Origin of the sequence: uncultured Aggregatibacter sp. (genome assembly GCF_938046485.1) — a bacterium.
GTDB lineage: Bacteria > Pseudomonadota > Gammaproteobacteria > Enterobacterales > Pasteurellaceae > Aggregatibacter.
In genome coordinates, this window is the sequence record NZ_CALIWN010000066.1 from 1 (window position 1) to 17,052 (window position 17,052).

16 protein-coding genes are annotated in these 17,052 nt (G+C 43.8%); 4 read left to right on the forward strand and 12 right to left on the reverse strand.

What is annotated here, in order from left to right:
* Positions 1-109: 109 nt before the first annotated feature.
* The 8 genes from Q0203_RS08115 to Q0203_RS08150 form a co-directional block, all read right to left on the reverse strand.
* Positions 110-1,000 carry a TIGR01777 family oxidoreductase gene (locus tag Q0203_RS08115; RefSeq protein ID WP_297931303.1) on the reverse strand — a complete coding sequence of 297 codons (891 nt, stop codon included), beginning with the start codon at positions 998-1,000 and terminating at the stop codon, positions 110-112.
* Positions 1,001-1,006: 6 nt separating this feature from the next.
* Positions 1,007-1,480: a transcriptional regulator ArgR gene (gene argR, locus Q0203_RS08120; protein ID WP_297931306.1), complete on the reverse strand. Its 474-nt coding sequence runs from the start codon at positions 1,478-1,480 to the stop codon at positions 1,007-1,009.
* 85 nt (positions 1,481-1,565) lie between these two features.
* Complete coding sequence (gene uvrC, locus Q0203_RS08125) at positions 1,566-3,395, reverse strand: excinuclease ABC subunit UvrC (RefSeq protein WP_297931414.1); 1,830 nt, start codon at positions 3,393-3,395, stop codon at positions 1,566-1,568.
* A gap of 234 nt (positions 3,396-3,629) precedes the next feature.
* Positions 3,630-4,403, reverse strand: coding sequence for a 3-deoxy-manno-octulosonate cytidylyltransferase (gene kdsB, locus Q0203_RS08130; RefSeq protein ID WP_297931310.1), 774 nt, complete (start codon positions 4,401-4,403; stop codon positions 3,630-3,632).
* A gap of 1 nt (position 4,404) precedes the next feature.
* Complete coding sequence (locus Q0203_RS08135; RefSeq protein ID WP_109858931.1) at positions 4,405-4,584, reverse strand: Trm112 family protein; 180 nt, start codon at positions 4,582-4,584, stop codon at positions 4,405-4,407.
* A gap of 6 nt (positions 4,585-4,590) precedes the next feature.
* Positions 4,591-5,571 carry a tetraacyldisaccharide 4'-kinase gene (gene lpxK, locus Q0203_RS08140; RefSeq protein ID WP_297931316.1) on the reverse strand — a complete coding sequence of 327 codons (981 nt, stop codon included), beginning with the start codon at positions 5,569-5,571 and terminating at the stop codon, positions 4,591-4,593.
* A gap of 18 nt (positions 5,572-5,589) precedes the next feature.
* Complete coding sequence (gene msbA / locus Q0203_RS08145; protein WP_297931416.1) at positions 5,590-7,341, reverse strand: lipid A ABC transporter ATP-binding protein/permease MsbA; 1,752 nt, start codon at positions 7,339-7,341, stop codon at positions 5,590-5,592.
* 41 nt (positions 7,342-7,382) lie between these two features.
* Positions 7,383-9,812 (reverse strand): DNA internalization-related competence protein ComEC/Rec2, encoded by a 2,430-nt coding sequence (locus Q0203_RS08150; protein ID WP_297931321.1) that lies wholly within the window; start codon positions 9,810-9,812, stop codon positions 7,383-7,385.
* Positions 9,813-10,111: 299 nt separating this feature from the next.
* Here Q0203_RS08150 and dksA point away from each other — a divergent pair, with 299 nt between their 5' ends.
* From dksA to folK, 3 genes are all read left to right on the forward strand, one after another.
* Positions 10,112-10,549, forward strand: a complete 438-nt coding sequence (gene dksA, locus Q0203_RS08155) for an RNA polymerase-binding protein DksA (RefSeq protein ID WP_021615370.1) — start codon at positions 10,112-10,114, stop codon at positions 10,547-10,549.
* Between the two features lie 114 nt (positions 10,550-10,663).
* Positions 10,664-12,121, forward strand: coding sequence for a polynucleotide adenylyltransferase PcnB (pcnB, locus tag Q0203_RS08160; RefSeq protein ID WP_297931326.1), 1,458 nt, complete (start codon positions 10,664-10,666; stop codon positions 12,119-12,121).
* On the forward strand, positions 12,114-12,620 hold the full coding sequence (gene folK, locus Q0203_RS08165; protein ID WP_297931328.1) for a 2-amino-4-hydroxy-6-hydroxymethyldihydropteridine diphosphokinase: 507 nt from the start codon (positions 12,114-12,116) through the stop codon (positions 12,618-12,620). Before pcnB ends, folK begins: the two co-directional genes overlap by 8 nt.
* Positions 12,621-12,756: 136 nt before the next feature.
* On the opposite strand, the gene dolP is transcribed toward folK, so the two are convergent.
* The 4 genes from dolP to Q0203_RS08185 form a co-directional block, all read right to left on the reverse strand.
* Positions 12,757-13,344, reverse strand: coding sequence for a division/outer membrane stress-associated lipid-binding lipoprotein (gene dolP, locus Q0203_RS08170; RefSeq protein WP_295976019.1), 588 nt, complete (start codon positions 13,342-13,344; stop codon positions 12,757-12,759).
* Positions 13,345-13,410: 66 nt separating this feature from the next.
* A complete protein-coding gene (locus Q0203_RS08175; RefSeq protein WP_297931331.1) occupies positions 13,411-13,995 on the reverse strand; it encodes an SIS domain-containing protein in 585 nt (194 codons plus the stop codon).
* Between the two features lie 5 nt (positions 13,996-14,000).
* Positions 14,001-14,360: a YraN family protein gene (locus tag Q0203_RS08180; protein WP_296027268.1), complete on the reverse strand. Its 360-nt coding sequence runs from the start codon at positions 14,358-14,360 to the stop codon at positions 14,001-14,003.
* Between the two features lie 7 nt (positions 14,361-14,367).
* Positions 14,368-16,086: a penicillin-binding protein activator gene (locus Q0203_RS08185; protein WP_297931335.1), complete on the reverse strand. Its 1,719-nt coding sequence runs from the start codon at positions 16,084-16,086 to the stop codon at positions 14,368-14,370.
* 74 nt (positions 16,087-16,160) lie between these two features.
* Here Q0203_RS08185 and rsmI point away from each other — a divergent pair, with 74 nt between their 5' ends.
* Entirely contained in the window at positions 16,161-17,009 is an 849-nt protein-coding gene (rsmI, locus tag Q0203_RS08190; RefSeq protein WP_297931338.1) for a 16S rRNA (cytidine(1402)-2'-O)-methyltransferase, read from the forward strand.
* Positions 17,010-17,052: the final 43 nt, after the last annotated feature.

The window sequence follows — 17,052 nt, forward strand, 5'->3', positions numbered from 1 at the left end:
GATTTCGTGCAACAAGTTGCACGCTACAATAGGATCCGCGTATTCTGACGGAATGAGATAATTTCCACTGTGCGACCATAAATACCCACCATGACGTTTGAAGCAACACTTAAATCAGGTCAGGCAAATAAGATGACAATGTCGGATAGCGGAATTGAAAGCCTTGCGCAAGTAAATGTTGAGGCTGAATATGCTGGCTGTCCAGTAATAGCGAGGCGCGTTCCCCAAGAAGACATTTCAACATCAATGCCGGTGCGGCAAAGGGCTGTTGAGGACGTTTGATCGCACGTCCTAGCATAGTGTGAAAGTCTTTTTGACGAATGGCGTGTGGCGCAACGAGATTAAATACGCCTTGGCAAGCATCCTGTTCGAGTAAAAATAACATCGCGTTTACCATATCCTCAAGGGCGATCCACGCCCAATATTGCTGCCCGGAACCTAGTTTCGCACCGAGACAACAAGAATAGAGCGGCAGCATTTTAGCCAATGCCCCGCCTTGTTTGCCAAGGACCATGCCGGTTCGCATAATACAAACGCGCGTGCGAGCCTGTAATGCCGCTGCTTCCCAAGCTTGGCATAATTCACCGATAAAGTTTGTTGCCGGTGCGCTTCCCTCATGTAAAACCTGCTCTTGACCATCGCCATAATAACCGGTCGCGGAACCGGAGATAAAACAAGGTGGTGTCGTACTGCGATTAATTAAGTCCGCGAGTTGTTGCGTTAAAGCAACGCGACTGTCTTTTAGGCGGCGTTTTTGTTCATCCGTCCAACGACGGTGAAAAATCGGTTCACCGGCCAGATTAATGACGGCATCAAACTGATCTAAATGTTGAAAATAATCTAGCGTATTAATGTATTCGATATTGGGAGAAGAGGGGAGTTTGGCTTGCGCAGTTGAAATATCGCGCACGAATGCGGTGAGGTGATGATTTCGCGCCAAAAGTTGCGGCACGAGGGCTGTGCCAATAAAGCCGGTTGCACCGGTAATAAGAATTCTCATAAGCGTCTAAATGGATTCATTTGAATGATCAAATAATGCCTGTATTTTGGCAAATAATCGATGAATGTCGGTATCGCGGGTTGGGGTGACAAAAATGGTATCGTCCCCGGCAATATTGCCTAAAATACCTTCGGCTTTGCTGATCGAATCCAATAAACGAGCAATGAGTTGTGCCGCGCCGGGGCTGGTATGAATCACAATCAACATATTGTTATGATCAATATCCAACACCAAATCTTTCAGTGAACTGGCGGCTTGTGGCACGGTGAGATCAGTGGGAAGGCAATACACCATTTCCATGCGAGTATTACGCGTGCGTACCGCCCCGACTTTGGTGAGCATTCGGGAGACTTTCGATTGATTGATCGAATGAAATCCGAGTTTTTGCAATTCAGTCACAATTTCGCTCTGCGAGCCGAATTTTTCTTGACGCAATAAGTCTTTAAACGCCTGTAGAAGCGAGTTAGGTTTGTTAAGCATACGAATTCCAGCAAGATAAATATAAACGGATTTTGCATAAAAATTATCTTTTTAGCAAATCATTCTTTATTTTGCGTGGCAAGTCTTAATGCTGCAACGTCTCAAAAATCTTTTCTGCCAGGGCTTTTGAAATGCCGGGGACGGAGGCAATTTCATCGAGGGTGGCGTTTTTAACGCCTTGTAAGCCGCCGAGGTATTTGAGGAGCGCTTGGCGGCGTTTGGCGCCTACGCCTTCGATGCTTTCTAAGCCGCTTTGGGTGAAATGTTGTTGGCGTTTCTTACGGTGTCCGCTGATGGCGTGATTGTGGCTTTCATCGCGGATATGTTGGATTAAATGGAGCGCGAGGCTGTCCGATGGTAAATGCAATTCTTTGTCCCATTTGCTTAAAATTAGGGTTTCCAAGCCGGCACGACGATCGACGCCTTTGGCAACACCAATTAAGTGCGGTCGGTTTTTATTCCATTTTACCTTGAGATTTTCAAACACCTGTAATGCACGATTGAGTTGCCCTTTGCCGCCGTCAATAAAAATAATGTCGGGGATTTTGTCTTCTTCTAGATCTTTGTCGTAGCGTTTTAACAGTGCCTGTTCCATGGCAGCGTAGTCATCGCCTTTGGTGATGCCGCTGATGTTAAAACGACGGTAATCGGATTTTAGCGGTCCGTCTTGATTGAACACCACGCAGGAAGCAATGGTTTGTTCGCCCATGGTGTGGCTGATGTCAAAACATTCCATGCGTTTGATAACATCAATGCCGAGTAACTCCTGCAGGGCGGCATAGCGATCATGTTGCAAGGTAGATTGTTTTAATTTGGTGACCAATGCTGCTTTGGCATTCATTTGGGCCAGCTGTAGGTATTTGCTTTTATCGCCTTTGGCATGATCTTGAATGGTAACTTTTCGCCCCGCTTGGTCGCTTAACAAAACTTCCAAATCCGCTTTTTCTTCCAGTTTTTGATCCACGATAATGGTGTTCGGAATGGTTCTGCCTTGGTGTGCCTGTAAATAAAATTGCCCAACAAAGGTTTCAGTGAGTTCTGCCAGATTGGTATTGCTTGGTACTTTCGGGAAGTAGCTACGATTTCCTAAAATCTTACCTTGACGTATAAACAACACCTGAACGCAAGCCACACCAAGTTGGTAGGCGATGGCGATAATATCAATATCATCATGGCGATCGTTGGCGACAAATTGTTTTTCAATTACCGCGCGCACCGCCTGAATTTGATCGCGAATCCGTGCCGCCTCTTCAAAATTCAGTTGCTGACTTGCCTGTTCCATTTGTTTGACTAAATGATCCAACACTTGTTGATCTTTGCCCTGTAAGAACAAGCGGGCAAAATTTACCTGCTGCGCATAGGCTTCGTCTGTCACATAACCTTTTACGCAGGGGGCAAGGCAACGCCCGATTTGATATTGCAAACAAGGGCGAGAGCGGTTGTTATACACGGAGTTTTCACATTGCCGAATAGGGAACAGTTTTTGCAACAAAGACAAGGTCTCACGCACTGCGCCGGCATTGGGATAAGGGCCGAAATATTCCCCCTGGATTTTTTTCGAGCCGCGATAAGACGTAATACGAGGATGCGTTTCTTTGGTTAATAAAATATATGGATAGGATTTATCATCCCGTAGCAACACGTTATAACGCGGTTGATAGGTTTTGATGTAATTGTGCTCAAGCAGGAGTGCTTCTGTTTCCGAGGTGGTAATCGTGGTTTCAATATGATGAATTGACGCCACCAATGCTTCCGTTTTTTTGCTGTTTAACTGCTTACGAAAATAACTGGATAAGCGTTTTTTCAGATCTTTCGCCTTGCCTACATAAATCACCGTGTTGCTATCGTCATACATACGATAAACGCCCGGTAAGTGCGGTACGTTAGCGAGGAATTTTTTGGCGTCAAAAGTCATCATGAATAATTAAGTTGGATTTTATATTGAAATGATTTTAAACATTATCGTCTTTGCTTTTTTAAAGCAAATTCCCCTCTTTAGTAAAGAGGGGTTAGGGGAGATTTGTTATTCCTGATAGCAACACAAAATTGTAAATTACTTAATTGCGTTGAGAAATACATTATTTTTTCCGTTAATTCCGTCTGTCAAATCTCCCCCAGCCCCTCTTTTCTAAAGAGGGGGATGTCTTCTTTAATGCGATTTCTTCGCTAAAATCGACCGCACTTTTTCCAAATCTTCGGCGGTATCCACACCCACAGTCGGCACTTCTTTGGCGAGTTCTACATGAATTTTTTCGCCGTTCCAAAGCACGCGTAACTGTTCCAGTTTTTCGATGTGTTCTAATGCGGTCGGTTGCCATTGCACATATTGTTTTATGAAACCGGCGCGATAAGCATAAATCCCAATATGGCGTAGGTATTGTGTGTTCAGTTGCAATTTTGCTACGTCGTTCATTTGCGCAAATTGATCGCGATCCCAAGGAATCACGGCGCGAGAGAAATAAAGCACATAGCCGTCTTTATCCGTTAGCACTTTCACCACGTTGGGATTAAATAATTCTTCAGGCTCGTCGATATTAACCGCAAGGCTTGCCATGTTGACAGGGTATTTAGCGAGATTTTCTGCCACTTGTTTGACGATCGCCGGCGGAATAAGCGGTTCATCGCCTTGAATGTTTACGATGATTTCGTTGTCGGGAATCACCAGTTTTTCAACCACTTCCGCCAAGCGTTCTGTGCCGGAGTTGTGGCTTTCTGCCGTCATGCACACTTCCGCACCAAAATTTTTAGCCGCGGTTGCCACCTGTTCATTGTCGGTCGCGATAATGATTCGGCTGGCGCCGGATTGCTTAGCTTGTTCAAAAACATGTTGAATCATCGGTTTGCCGGCAATGTCTGCTAACGGTTTGCCCGGCAGACGGCTGGAGGCGTAACGGGCGGGAATGATTACGGTGAATTGGGTCATGTTATTGTTCCTCTGATTGGCTTAATGTTTCTGCCTGTTCTGCTAATAATATCGGAATACCGTTTTTGATCGGGTAGGCAAGCTTTTCAACGCGGCAAATTAAACGTTGATGTTGCTCATCGTATTCCAAATGTCCATGGCAAGTTGGGCAAGCCAGGATATCCAATAATTGTTTGTTCATGGTATTTTACTTTGATTTTGGACCGCACTTTTGCACGATTTTTTGAATCAGTTGCTGCATTTTAGTCCCTTGGATTTCCGTGGTTACCGGCACATACCACCAATTTTCTTGCGCAAAGGCGAGACACTTCACCGCATCTTTTTCGGTCATGAAGAGCGGTTGATTTTTATCGAATTTATCAAACAAAGAGGCGGTAAAAGCCTGATGATCTTGGAAGGCTTGGGTTTCGCTTAAGGTGATTCCCTGTTGTTCTAACATTGCAAAAAAGCGTGGCGGATTGCCGATGCCGGCAATAGCCGTGGCGTGGTTAAACTCATTTAACGGACGTCGCACATTGGTCACCAAATTGACGGCGTATTGTGGTTTTAAGTACATCACCGCATCGCTGTATTGATTTTTTGCACCGTTGGTAATAATGAAATCGACGGATTGTAAACGGCTTGGCAATTCGCGTAACGGGCCTGCCGGCAACAAGAAACCGTTGCCTAGACCACGCTGAGCATCCATGATCACAATTTCAATATCACGCTGTAATTTGTAGTGTTGTAAGCCGTCATCGCTAATGATGACATCACAAGGCGCATGTTGTAATAGACATTCGATGGCTTGTTGACGATTAGGGGAAATGCAAACCGGGGCTTGGGTCCGTGTGGCAATTAAAACCGGCTCATCACCGGCTTGCACCGGATCACTGCTCGGCGTAACCAACAAAGGATAGGTTTTCGTTTGGCTACCATAACCACGGGAAATCACCCCAACATTCAGACCGCACTTGCGGAATTCCTCAACTAACCAAATCACCGCAGGTGTTTTTCCGTTTCCGCCCACAGACAAATTACCAACGACCACAACGGGAACTGGTGCGCGATAGGATGTTAAGACATGAAAGCGAAAGAGCGCTCGACGAAGAGTACTAATCAGCCAAAATAACAAGGAGAAAGGGCAGAGTAGCCATGTGATCCACGAACGGGAATACCAAAACTGCATACTTTCTCCTTAGGTTAATTATTGACTGAACTGCATGCTGTGTAATTGTTTATATGCACCGCCTTGTGCCAATAGGGCTTGGTGGTTGCCGTGTTCTTTAATTTGTCCGTTTTCAATGACAAGAATTTCGTCCGCTTTTTCAATGGTGGATAAACGATGCGCGATCACCAAAACGGTACGATCTTTTTGAATTTCTTCCAATGCGGCTTGAATCGCACGCTCGGATTCCGTATCTAAAGCGGAGGTCGCTTCATCTAAAATTAACACCGGTGAATTACGCAATAACGCACGGGCAATAGCTAAACGTTGGCGTTGACCGCCGGATAAGCTGGCGCCATTTTCGCCGATAACGGTATCTAAACCATTTTCTAAATGGTCGATAAATTCCATGGCATGAGCCGCTTTTGCTGCGTTGATGATTTCTTCACGGCTATATTTATCTTTCGCTGCATAAGCGATGTTATTGGCGATGGTATCGTTGAATAAGTGCACTTGTTGGGAGACAACGGCGCAATTTTCGCGTAAATCCGATAGGCGATAATCTTGAATATTCACGCCGTCTAATAGAATTTCACCTTGAGTCACATCATAGAAGCGGGTCACTAAATTCGCGATGGTAGATTTACCGGAACCGGAACGCCCCACCAATGCCACCGTTTTGCCATGAGGAATGTGGAAAGAAATATTATCCAAGGCAAGTTCTTCTTTGCCCTCATAGCGAAAGGTGACATTTTTAAATTCAAGGTCGCCTTTCACATTGTCTGCTTTATGCGTGCCGGTATCTTTTTCCGTTTCCATATCCAAAATGCCGAACAAGGTTTGACAGGCTGCCATACCGCGTTGGAATTGGGCGTTGACGTTCGTTAAGGATTTTAACGGGCGCATTAAGGCAAGCATGGAAGAGAAAACAACGGTAAATGTGCCCGCACTTAAGTTTTGATCCATGATAGAAGGAAAACTCGCGAGGTATAACACGGCGGCAAGGGCAAAGGAGGCAATGATTTGCACAACAGGATCGGCAATGGCATCGGCCGCCGCCATTTTCATGCCTTTACGGCGCATATCGTTGCTCACTTGATTGAAGCGTTCTTCCTCGATAACTTGCCCGCCGAAAGACAGCACCACTTTATGCCCTTTTAACATTTGCTCTGTGGTGGAGGTTAAATCACCCATGGAGTTTTGCATATTACGGCTAAGATTACGGAATTTCTTCGACACTAAACTGATCAACACGCCAATAATCGGGCCGATAATCAGCAACACAACCGACAGTTGCCAGCTGGTATAAAGCATGATGCCCAATAGGGAAATCAAATATACGCCTTCGCGCACAATGGTCACCAAGGAACCTGAAGAGGCGTTGGCGATCACCTCAGAATCATAAGTGATGCGGGAAAGCAGTTTTCCGGTCGCATTTTTATCAAAAAAACCGACCGGCATAAACATTAAGTGTTTAAATAAACGGCGACGCATGGTCATCACCACTTTGCCGGATACCCACGCTAAACAATAGTTAGAAATAAAACCGGAAATACCGCGAAAAATGATCAGCAATACCACAAAAACCGACATTTGCTGTAAGAAATAGGCATCTGCCTTGCCAAAGCCTTCATCTAACAAGGGTTTAAGTAAGAAAATTAAACCGGAATCGGTTAACGCATTGAGCACCAATGCAATGCCGGCGGCAATAAGACCGGTTTTATAAGGGCTAATGGTCGGCCATAATCGTTTGAAGGTTTGCAGGGTAGAAAGATCTTGATCTTGCGTCATAATATCTGTCGTTGGGTCAAAAATAATGGCGCATTGTACCTTTATTTGCCCTTCAAGCCAATTAATCTGCGATACCATGGCGAAAATTCCGCCCGTGCCGTTTGAATTTTGATGTCATTTTTTTCAAATAATAAGCGGATTTGTCCGTCTTCTGCCGTGTTATAAAGTTGAGCATGATGTTGTGTTAATCGGTCAACAACCGTTTGATGGGGAAAATGCCAAGGATTCCAACGGCTACTGGAAATTAGCGCAATATCTGGTTGAATGTGGCGCACTAATGCCTCTCCTGTCGAGGTTTTACTGCCGTGGTGTCCCACTTGTAGTATGTGGATTTTATCTAGCTTGGGTAAAATGTTGTATTCCACGCTGAGATCGGCATCGCCTGTCAGTAAAATATTGTGTTTGCCGTCAGTTAAGAGCAGCGTACAGGAATCGGGATTTTCCGCACGGGGCACGATGTTATCGGGGGAGAGTACGGTTAAGCGCAAGCCCTGCCATGCCCATTGTTTGCCGGCAAGGCAAAAAGTGCGGTCGTTTTCTGCTGTGTTTTTTTCGCCATAGCGTTTTTGCGACGCGGTGGTCAGTTGAATGTCGGGATAAGCGGCCAACATCGCGCGAGCACCGCCCGAATGATCGTTGTCATCATGGCTTAAAATCAGCCATTCCAACTGAATGCCGTGTCGCTGTAAATAAGGCAGAATTTCTAACTGCGCCATACTGCCGCTTTCCCAACTTGAGCCGGTGTCGTATAGCACGCCTTTGCCATCTTTCACGATCAAGGTGGCTAACCCTTGGCCGACATCTAAGGTATCCAATTGCCAATTTGGGCGGGAAAGGTAGTGGTGCGCTAATGTAGTACTGCAAAAAACAATCAATCCGCAACCTAACCCGTAAATTGCCTTTTGTAACGGCAAACTCAATGTGCGTTCAGCAGCGAGGTGAAATCCCTTTAAACGAGTGAGTTTTGCTAATTCCAATGTAGAAGAAAGGGGTTTCTGGGGTTTATAAACGTAATGCAGTAAACCTAAAAACAGACAGGTTAAAACAAGCGTAATCCATAAACTGTGGGGAAGAGAAATAGCCAGCCAATGATCCTGCAACGGGGCTAAAAGTGCGGTGATTTTTTCTGCCAGATCATTGGCAAGCCACCAGGTGTTCCAACTGCCTTGTGTGAGCACAGCAAACAGCACCAACGGCACTAAAATGAAGCTATAAAGTGGCACGGCAATAAGATTGGCAATAAAACTGTTTAAGGAAATGCCGTTAAAAAAGAACAATTGAATCGGCGTGAATAACCAAAGCAAACCGAGTTGCAAATGAAATAAACCGAAAACGTACCGCACTTTTCGCCAAGGGGAACTCGTGAGTGGTTTGCCGCGCCAGTGTAATAAGGAGAGTGGGAAACATTGATACCAAATAATCAAACAGGTGACCGCGCCCACGGATAGCCAAAAACTGGTGGAAAGCAACATGAGCGGATCGATAAAAATCAGTAGTGCGACCACTCGTAATAACAGTTGCCACACCGTCCAATGCAGTCTTAAATGCTGAATAGCGTAGAGCAAAGCGAGGGCAATGATGGCGCGTAGCGTGGGGATTGCCAGACCTGCAAGTTGACTATAAAGCAGGGCTAACATGAAGCCGCAGAAAATCGGAAAGGTTGGGGTGATGTAATGGGTTGGAAACGTAAATTGGAGTAAGCGTGCCAAGGCAAAGCCTAACATCATCGCCAAGCCGATATGTAATCCTGAAATCGCGATCAAGTGCGCTGTGTTAGTTTTTTGATAAATTTGCCATGTGGCGTTTTTAAGCCATGCCCGTTCGCCAAAACCAAGCGCTAATAATAACCCTTGTTGAGATAACAGTTCTGTTTGCTTGAGCGCATGATGAAGTGCGTTTTGCCTCCATGAAAAAACGTGATCTATTTTGACCGCACTTTTCACTTCTGCCCACGCAGTGATGCGTTTACTAAAGTACCATTGTTGGCGATCAAAGCCGTGCATATTTAAACGAGAAGAAAGGGGGCGCAGACGTAAATCTCCTGCATAGCGCTCACCAATTTTTACTTTGTGTGGCGCTTTCCATTGCGCATAAATTCGCTGTTCCGGCAAATGCTCAGCGAGTTTGGCGACAATGACCAGTGTTTGAAAATCTTGTTGATGTAATATTTCTTGCACGGTGAATTCGGTGTGAAGGGGGGTCGGCAGATGGGCGATATTATCCGCTTGTTGAAGAAGTGACAGGGCAGGGTAATGCACATAAATCAGTTGCCCTAAACACAATAAACAATAGGCAAGGAAGGTGGATAAACGCGTTAATTTAAGGCGATAACACAGTAACATTATAAGTAATATCGGAAATGCGATATAGGCACCCATTTCCCATGATAAAAGCCAATTATCCGGTAAAACGAGCAGTGTTAATCCGCTGAAAATCAGGCAACCGGCGAATTTATCCAATGAAATAGTCACGTTTTTAACCGCACTTTATTATTTAACTCAAGGCGTAATATGAAAGAAAACCGAGGTGCGAGATAAACCGGTGAATCAATAATGCGTGCAAGATCGCAAATTTAGAAAAATTAAGGTAAAAACGATGAAATGAAACGTAAATTTATTTGATCATTTGAGGAAGTTCTGTTATTTATTACGCCTTTCAAAAACTAGGGTCTGTTTTAATTTTGGTGTTACTTTGATAATCCGCAAAAGCAACACAGATAAGTGGCGTTTTAGACGTGTTAAATGGATGCGTTTTTTATTAGGAGATACAAATGAGTAAAGCGTCTTTGAGCTTATTAGCGTTAGCCGGTGTTGAGCCGTACAAAGAGAAAAAAGGCGAAGAGTATATGAATGAGCAGCAAGTGCTGCATTTCAGAAAAATCCTTCAAGCTTGGCATGATCAAATTAGAGATGAAGCGTCTCGAACTGTCGCGCATATGCAAGATGAGGCGTCTAATTTTCCGGATCCCTCTGATAGAGCAACGCAAGAAGAGGAATTTAGCTTGGAATTGCGTACTCGCGATCGTGAGCGTAAATTAATGAAAAAAATCGAAAGTACCTTAAAAAAATTAGATAACGACGATTTTGGTTATTGCGAATCTTGTGGCGTAGAAATCGGGATTAAACGCTTAGAGGCGCGCCCAACGGCAGATTTGTGTATCGACTGTAAAACCTTAGCGGAAATTCGCGAAAAACAAATGGTCGGTTAATTCGACTCAAAACAGATAAAAGTGCGGTCAAAAAACACCTTATTTTTCGACCGCACTTTCACGTTATTTTCTGATAAACGGAGATGTCTTATTTTTACCTATATTAAAAATCTTTTGAGTAAGAAAAGCCAAAAACATTCGGCTACTCAACATGATGTTAAAACCTCACCTAAAAGACCCTCTATCACAGTGACTGAACCTGTAAAAAACAAGGTTCAGGGTTCATCCCACAATAAAAGAAATACCCCTAAAACAGATTGCAAACATAGTATTAAGGCATCCGTGCATGGCATTACGCCGCGCATGTTTAATCGTAATGCATTAACGGTGGTGGAAAAATTACAACGCCAAGGGTATGAAGCCTATGTGGTCGGCGGTTGTTTGCGTGACTTATTGTTGGGTAAAAAACCAAAAGATTTTGATGTGGCGACCAATGCGCGTCCGGAACAAATTCAAGCGGTTTTTCAACGTCAATGCCGTTTGGTTGGGCGACGTTTCCGTTTGGCGCACGTGATGTTTGGTCGTGAGATTATTGAAGTGGCGACATTTCGCGCCGGCCATGCGGAGCATCATAATGAGAAACTTGCCAAGCAAAGCGAAGAGGGCATGCTGTTACGTGACAATGTGTATGGCACCTTAGAGCAAGATGCGGAACGCCGTGATTTCAGCGTAAACGCGCTGTATTACAATCCACAAGACAACACGTTGAAAGATTATTTCAACGGCATTGACGATTTAAAAAATGGAAAGTTGCGTTTAATTGGTGATCCGGTTACCCGTTATCAGGAAGATCCGGTGCGGATGTTGCGTTCTATTCGCTTTATGGCGAAATTGGATATGTTCTTGGATAAACCCAGTGATGCGCCGATTAAATCCCTTGCCCATTTGCTCAAAAATATTCCACCGGCACGTTTATTTGAAGAAAGCTTGAAGCTATTGCAAAGTGGCTACGGTGTCAAAACTTATCGGCTATTACGTCAATACGGTTTGTTTGAGCCACTTTTCCCATTATTAACGCCCTATTTTACCGAGTATGAAGATAGCATGACGGAAAAAATGATTTTGCGTGCGCTAACTTCAACGGATGAGCGCGTGGCGGACAAACTCCCCATCAATCCGGCATTTTTATTTGCCGCCTTTTTTTGGTATCCCTTACGCGAACGGGTTGAGGTGTTAAAAAATGAAGGGGGGCTGAATAATTACGATGCTTATGCGTTAGCCTCAAATGATGTACTTGAGCAATTGTGTAAAAGTTTAGCCGTACCGCGTCGCCATACGGCCGTTATTCGTGAAATTTGGTTATTGCAATTACAGTTTTTAAAACGTACGCCAAAATCTGTACAACGTGCCATTGAGCAAGCAAAATTCCGTGCCGGCTTTGATTTATTGGTTATACGCGCAGAAATTGAGGGTGGTGAAGCGGTGGAATTGGCGGCATGGTGGCATGAATACCAATTTAGCAACGAAAGCCAACGACAAGATTTGGTAAAAGAGTTACCGAGTCAGCCTAAAAAACGGAAATATCATCGTCGTAAGCGACATCATTCTGCGAAAAAGGTGAGTCATGAATAAGGTGTATATTGCCTTAGGGAGTAATCTTGATCATCCTCAGGCGCAACTGACAGCCGCATTGCAGGCGTTAAATGAGCTTTCTGATTCAAGATTAACGGCGGTGAGTTCTTTTTATCAAAGTAAGCCACTTGGGCCACAAGATCAGCCGGATTATGTGAATGCGGTTGCCTGTTTGGAAACCTCACTTGCGCCGCTGGCATTGTTGGATGAATTGCAACGCATTGAACATGAACAAGGGCGTGTTCGTTTGCGCCGTTGGGGAGAGCGTACATTAGATTTGGATATTCTGCTTTACGCTGATCACATTATTCAGTCTGAACGCCTTATCGTGCCGCATTATGATATGCATCAGCGCGAGTTTGTGATCATTCCATTGGTCGAGATCGCCCCGCATCTTCTGTTGCCAAATGGACAATCAATCCAAACGCTTGCGCAGAAATTTGCGGATCATCATATGGTGATTGTGAAACACAAAAATGAAATTCACCTCGAAAATTGACCGCACTTAAATACTTAAATCAAAGGCAAATAAAAAGGTGCGTCATGCACCTTTTTGTCATATAAGAATTGTAGCGTGCAACTTGTTGCACGAAATCGTGAATGCCCGAAAGGGTTAAATAACGTTCCCTTGAATGTTAATTTAAGTAATTAAAAACTTTGACAACTTTGGTTACACCCGAAACATTACGCGCAATTTCCGCGGCAGCATTGCCCTGATCTTGGGTTACATTGCCCATGAGAAAGGCTTCATTATTTTCTGTTACCACTTTGATGTCACTGGTTTTCACTTTGGAATCAACAAGCATTTTGGATTTAATTTGGCTGGTAATCCAAGCATCTTTGCTCATTTGAGTAAAACTGACTTTTTCTCCTACACGAACTTCATTATAAACATCGTTGACGTTTTGTACGCCTTTGGCTAATCCTGTGGCAACGTCGCGCAAACTTTCATTTGGTATTTGACCAGTTAATAAGATACGACCACTATACGCAGTGACACTAATACGCGCTTCCGATTTAATTTGAGGATCTTTTTTGATGGCGGAATAGACGCGTTGTTCTAACGTTTCATCGTCAATTTGCGTTCCCATGGTGCGAGGATCGGTGGCAACTTTTGTCGCACCGGCAACCGCAGCACCACCAATCGCGGCGGCAACACAACCTTGTAGTAAGCAGGCTGTCGTTAACACAAGAACCAGTTTTTTTAATGGACTTGTTAGCATCATTGTCTCCTTTGTCTGTGTGGTAATTATGCGCTAGTGTGGCTTGAATGGACGGTTTTTGTCAAGCTATGAATGAGAAAAGAGTTTAAAATCAATAAGTTCACAAATACTGTTAATAATAAATAAGTGATTTTCCAACAATCGGCTTTCTTTTGCGCTTGGCACCGCGATGTGTAAATCATTTTCGGTCAAAATGCCTTGAATATGATCGTGGCTACTGCCGGTTAAAACAAGAGTTGTGATGTCTTTATTAACCGCATGCGTAATAATATTAAGCACGTTCTTTTCATTACCTAAAGGCGCGAATGCCACCAGCATATCGCATTTTTGCGCAGTGGCGTTAAATTGGTGTTGATATAATTTTTCTAAGGCTAGATCAGAAATAAAGGTAGAACTGACCGCACTATCTAAGCTCAATAAAACAGAAGGAAAGCTCGGGCGTTTTAATTCGTAACGATTTAATAAATTCGCCACTAAGCATTGGGCATTAATATAAGAACGCCCCTCTCCGCACACAATCACTTTATTGCCTTGCAAGAGACAGCTGATCATGCGTTGTGCCGCCTCGACAATTTGTGTACTTAACAGGCTTTTGGCGTAAATATGAGTTTTAATATTTTCCTCATATAAATCATTGAGTTTATTTAGCATAGTGATTAATCAAGAAAGTTGGGGATCCATTGGATATCTTGGTCGGTTTTGCCGAAAGCGACTAAGTCAAAACGGCAGTCTGTATCTTCTAAACTTTGTTTCCGCTGTGCCAACCAAAGTGCAGCAGCATCCATCCAACGCTGTTGTTTTTTCCAATCCACACTGTCTATGGCAGAGCCGAAGTGATCGTTTTTACGTTGGCGGACTTCGACAAACACGATAGTGTCTTGATCTAACATGACGAGATCTAATTCACCGCATTTGAAATTCTGATTGGCTGCGAGAAAAGTTAAGCCTTGAGATTCTAAAAAGAGGCGAGCTTTGTGTTCAAATCTCGCCCCCTGTTGACGTTTTAGAGAAAACATTTTTAACTTAGTTTAATACTTGAATGCCACCATTTTGATATTGGAACCAAGTCATATCACGTTCGATATTGCAGTTCGGACCTGCGCTTAATTTACCGGTTAAACCGTCAATTTGATAACCCGGCACTTGGCGTAGTTCATTGAAATGACTAATTAACAACCAAGCGTCAGCTCCCATGGCGTATAAACGCATTAACGAGTAGTCGCCGTTAGTATTGGTGGCAATTTTTTGATATTGCGCAGAATCCGTGTCTTTGAAGAACGGAATATCACTAAATTGTAGCCCGTTCATTAACAAGCGGTATTCTGGTCCGTTATTGGAGGAGTTGCTGCGTGAGCTGGCATACAATTTGATATTGCTGCCGCTATTATCAATCACCGATTTTACATCAGCCAATTCTTCACTTTTTGCAACAACATAAAGGCCTTGTACGTTTTGGCCTTGTAACGCGACACCGACATCACCGGTTTGGTTGTAATATTTAATATTCGCATCAGTACCGGAAAGTTGTTGCCAACGAATGTTAAATGCTGTCGCAGTACGTTGTCCTAAATCGTTTTGTGGCACCGCAACCATTGGCACTTGAATGCCATCTTTCCACATTTTATTGGCTGCGGATTCGGCTTCATCTTCAGGAGATAAGCCATAATAGCAAACTTGACCAATAGCACGGGCATTTGGTGTAGAGTTCAATGCAAGAACGTCCATGCCTTGAATAGCAGACGGATTATTTAATACGCTATCTACGTTTTGTTTTAGCAAAGGTCCGATAATCGCACGAACACCGGCTTGTTTAGCTTGCGCAATAATATCGTTGATAGGGGTCGCAACGGTATCATAAACCTGCACTTGAACAGCGGTATTGTCGCCTTTGGCTGCATCAAAACCGGATTTAATGGTGTTACCGAGAATTTGACCATTACCGCTTAGCGGTAAAAGCAAGGCGACTTGAGAAAGTGATGTTTGTTGGAAATTGAATAAGCCTTGTAATTCCGTTGGGAATAAATAAGACGCAGAGTGATTCGGATAAGCCGATTTCCAATTTTGCAAAGCTTGGCTTAATTGGGTTGGCTGACTTAAATTATCATTATAAGCACGGGCGAGCGCCAACCAGCCGGCTAAGGCTAAATTGCCCTCATCCGGCGTACTATTTAATAAACCGCGATTCGCTTGACGTAATAACGCCCAAGTGCGGTCATTATTTTCTTGTTTTCGAGGTACATCGGTGAGCACTTGATCCATTTGAATACGTGCTTTCACCGCATCAATAATGGCATTTTTGTTTTCCGCTATGCGCGCTTTCACCGCGTAATAACGACCAACCTGGGAACTGCTTAATTGCGTTAAATCCACACGGCGTAATAAATCTTCAGCGTGTTGATTGTTACCTTGTACGGCAGCGATATGCGCTTCAATAAGTGATTTATCCAATAATTGATCTGGATTGAGTGTGCTTAATTCGTTTAATAGCGCTTGGGCTTGAGGCACTTTGTTTTCCGTCACGAGTACACGCGCGGCTAATAATTTGTAGGTTTGTTGATCTTCGATTTTTTGTGTTTGCCCAATTTTATTCATATAAAATTCAGAACTTGCATTCGCATCTTTTTTGAGTTCACTGGTGAAGCTATTCCCCATAAAATTGGCATTACAGCCGGCTAAAATTAGCGTGAACAAAAAAGGCATTAATCGATTTTTTAAATTAATGCGTTGTAATAGAATAGACATAATTACTCCATTGGTTAAACAATTGGAGCGATCTTACTTATCTCCCTAACTAAAAGCAAATAAAAGAAGTCTAAATGAGCAATTCAAACGGAACTTTATATATCGTCGCAACGCCTATTGGCAATTTACAAGATATTACACAACGTGCGCTGGAAACGTTTCAACAAGTCGATCTCATTGCAGCAGAAGATACCCGACACAGCGGTTTATTATTAGCCCATTACGGCATTAAAAAGCCGTTTTTTGCCTTACATGATCATAATGAACAGCAAAAAGCCGGTGCGTTAGTCGAAAAACTTTTACAAGGCGTGAATATTGCGTTGATTTCTGATGCCGGTACGCCATTAATCAGTGATCCCGGTTTTCATGTAGTGCGTCAATGCCGGCAAGCGGGGATTCAGGTTGTGCCATTGCCGGGTGCCTGTGCGGCGATTACGGCGTTATGTGCTTCGGGGATTGCCTCCGATCGTTTTTGTTTTGAAGGCTTCTTACCGGCAAAAAGCAAAGCCCGCGTGGATAAATTAAAAAACGTGGCAAAAGAAGACCGCACTTTGATTTTTTATGAATCCACACATCGCATTTTAGACAGTCTGGCGGATATGCAAAGTGTCTTTGGCAGCGAGCGTTATGTGGTGTTGGCGCGTGAAATTACCAAAACATGGGAAACAATCTATGGCGACAAATTAGCCGATTTAATCGCTTGGTTGGCGCAAGATCCGAATCGTACCAAAGGCGAAATGGTGGTTATTGTTGAAGGCGCGCCAAAGGAAGATGAAGCGGAAGCGATCTCTTCGCAAGCCATGCACGCGCTAACCTTAATTAGCCAAGAATTGCCGTTGAAAAAAGCCGCGGCCATTGTGGCGGAATTGTATGGCTACAAGAAAAATCAGCTTTATCAGTTTGGCTTGGAATTATTGCGTTAATACGTGCAAGCGATGTATTGGCAAGGTTAAGTTTGCGCAAGAT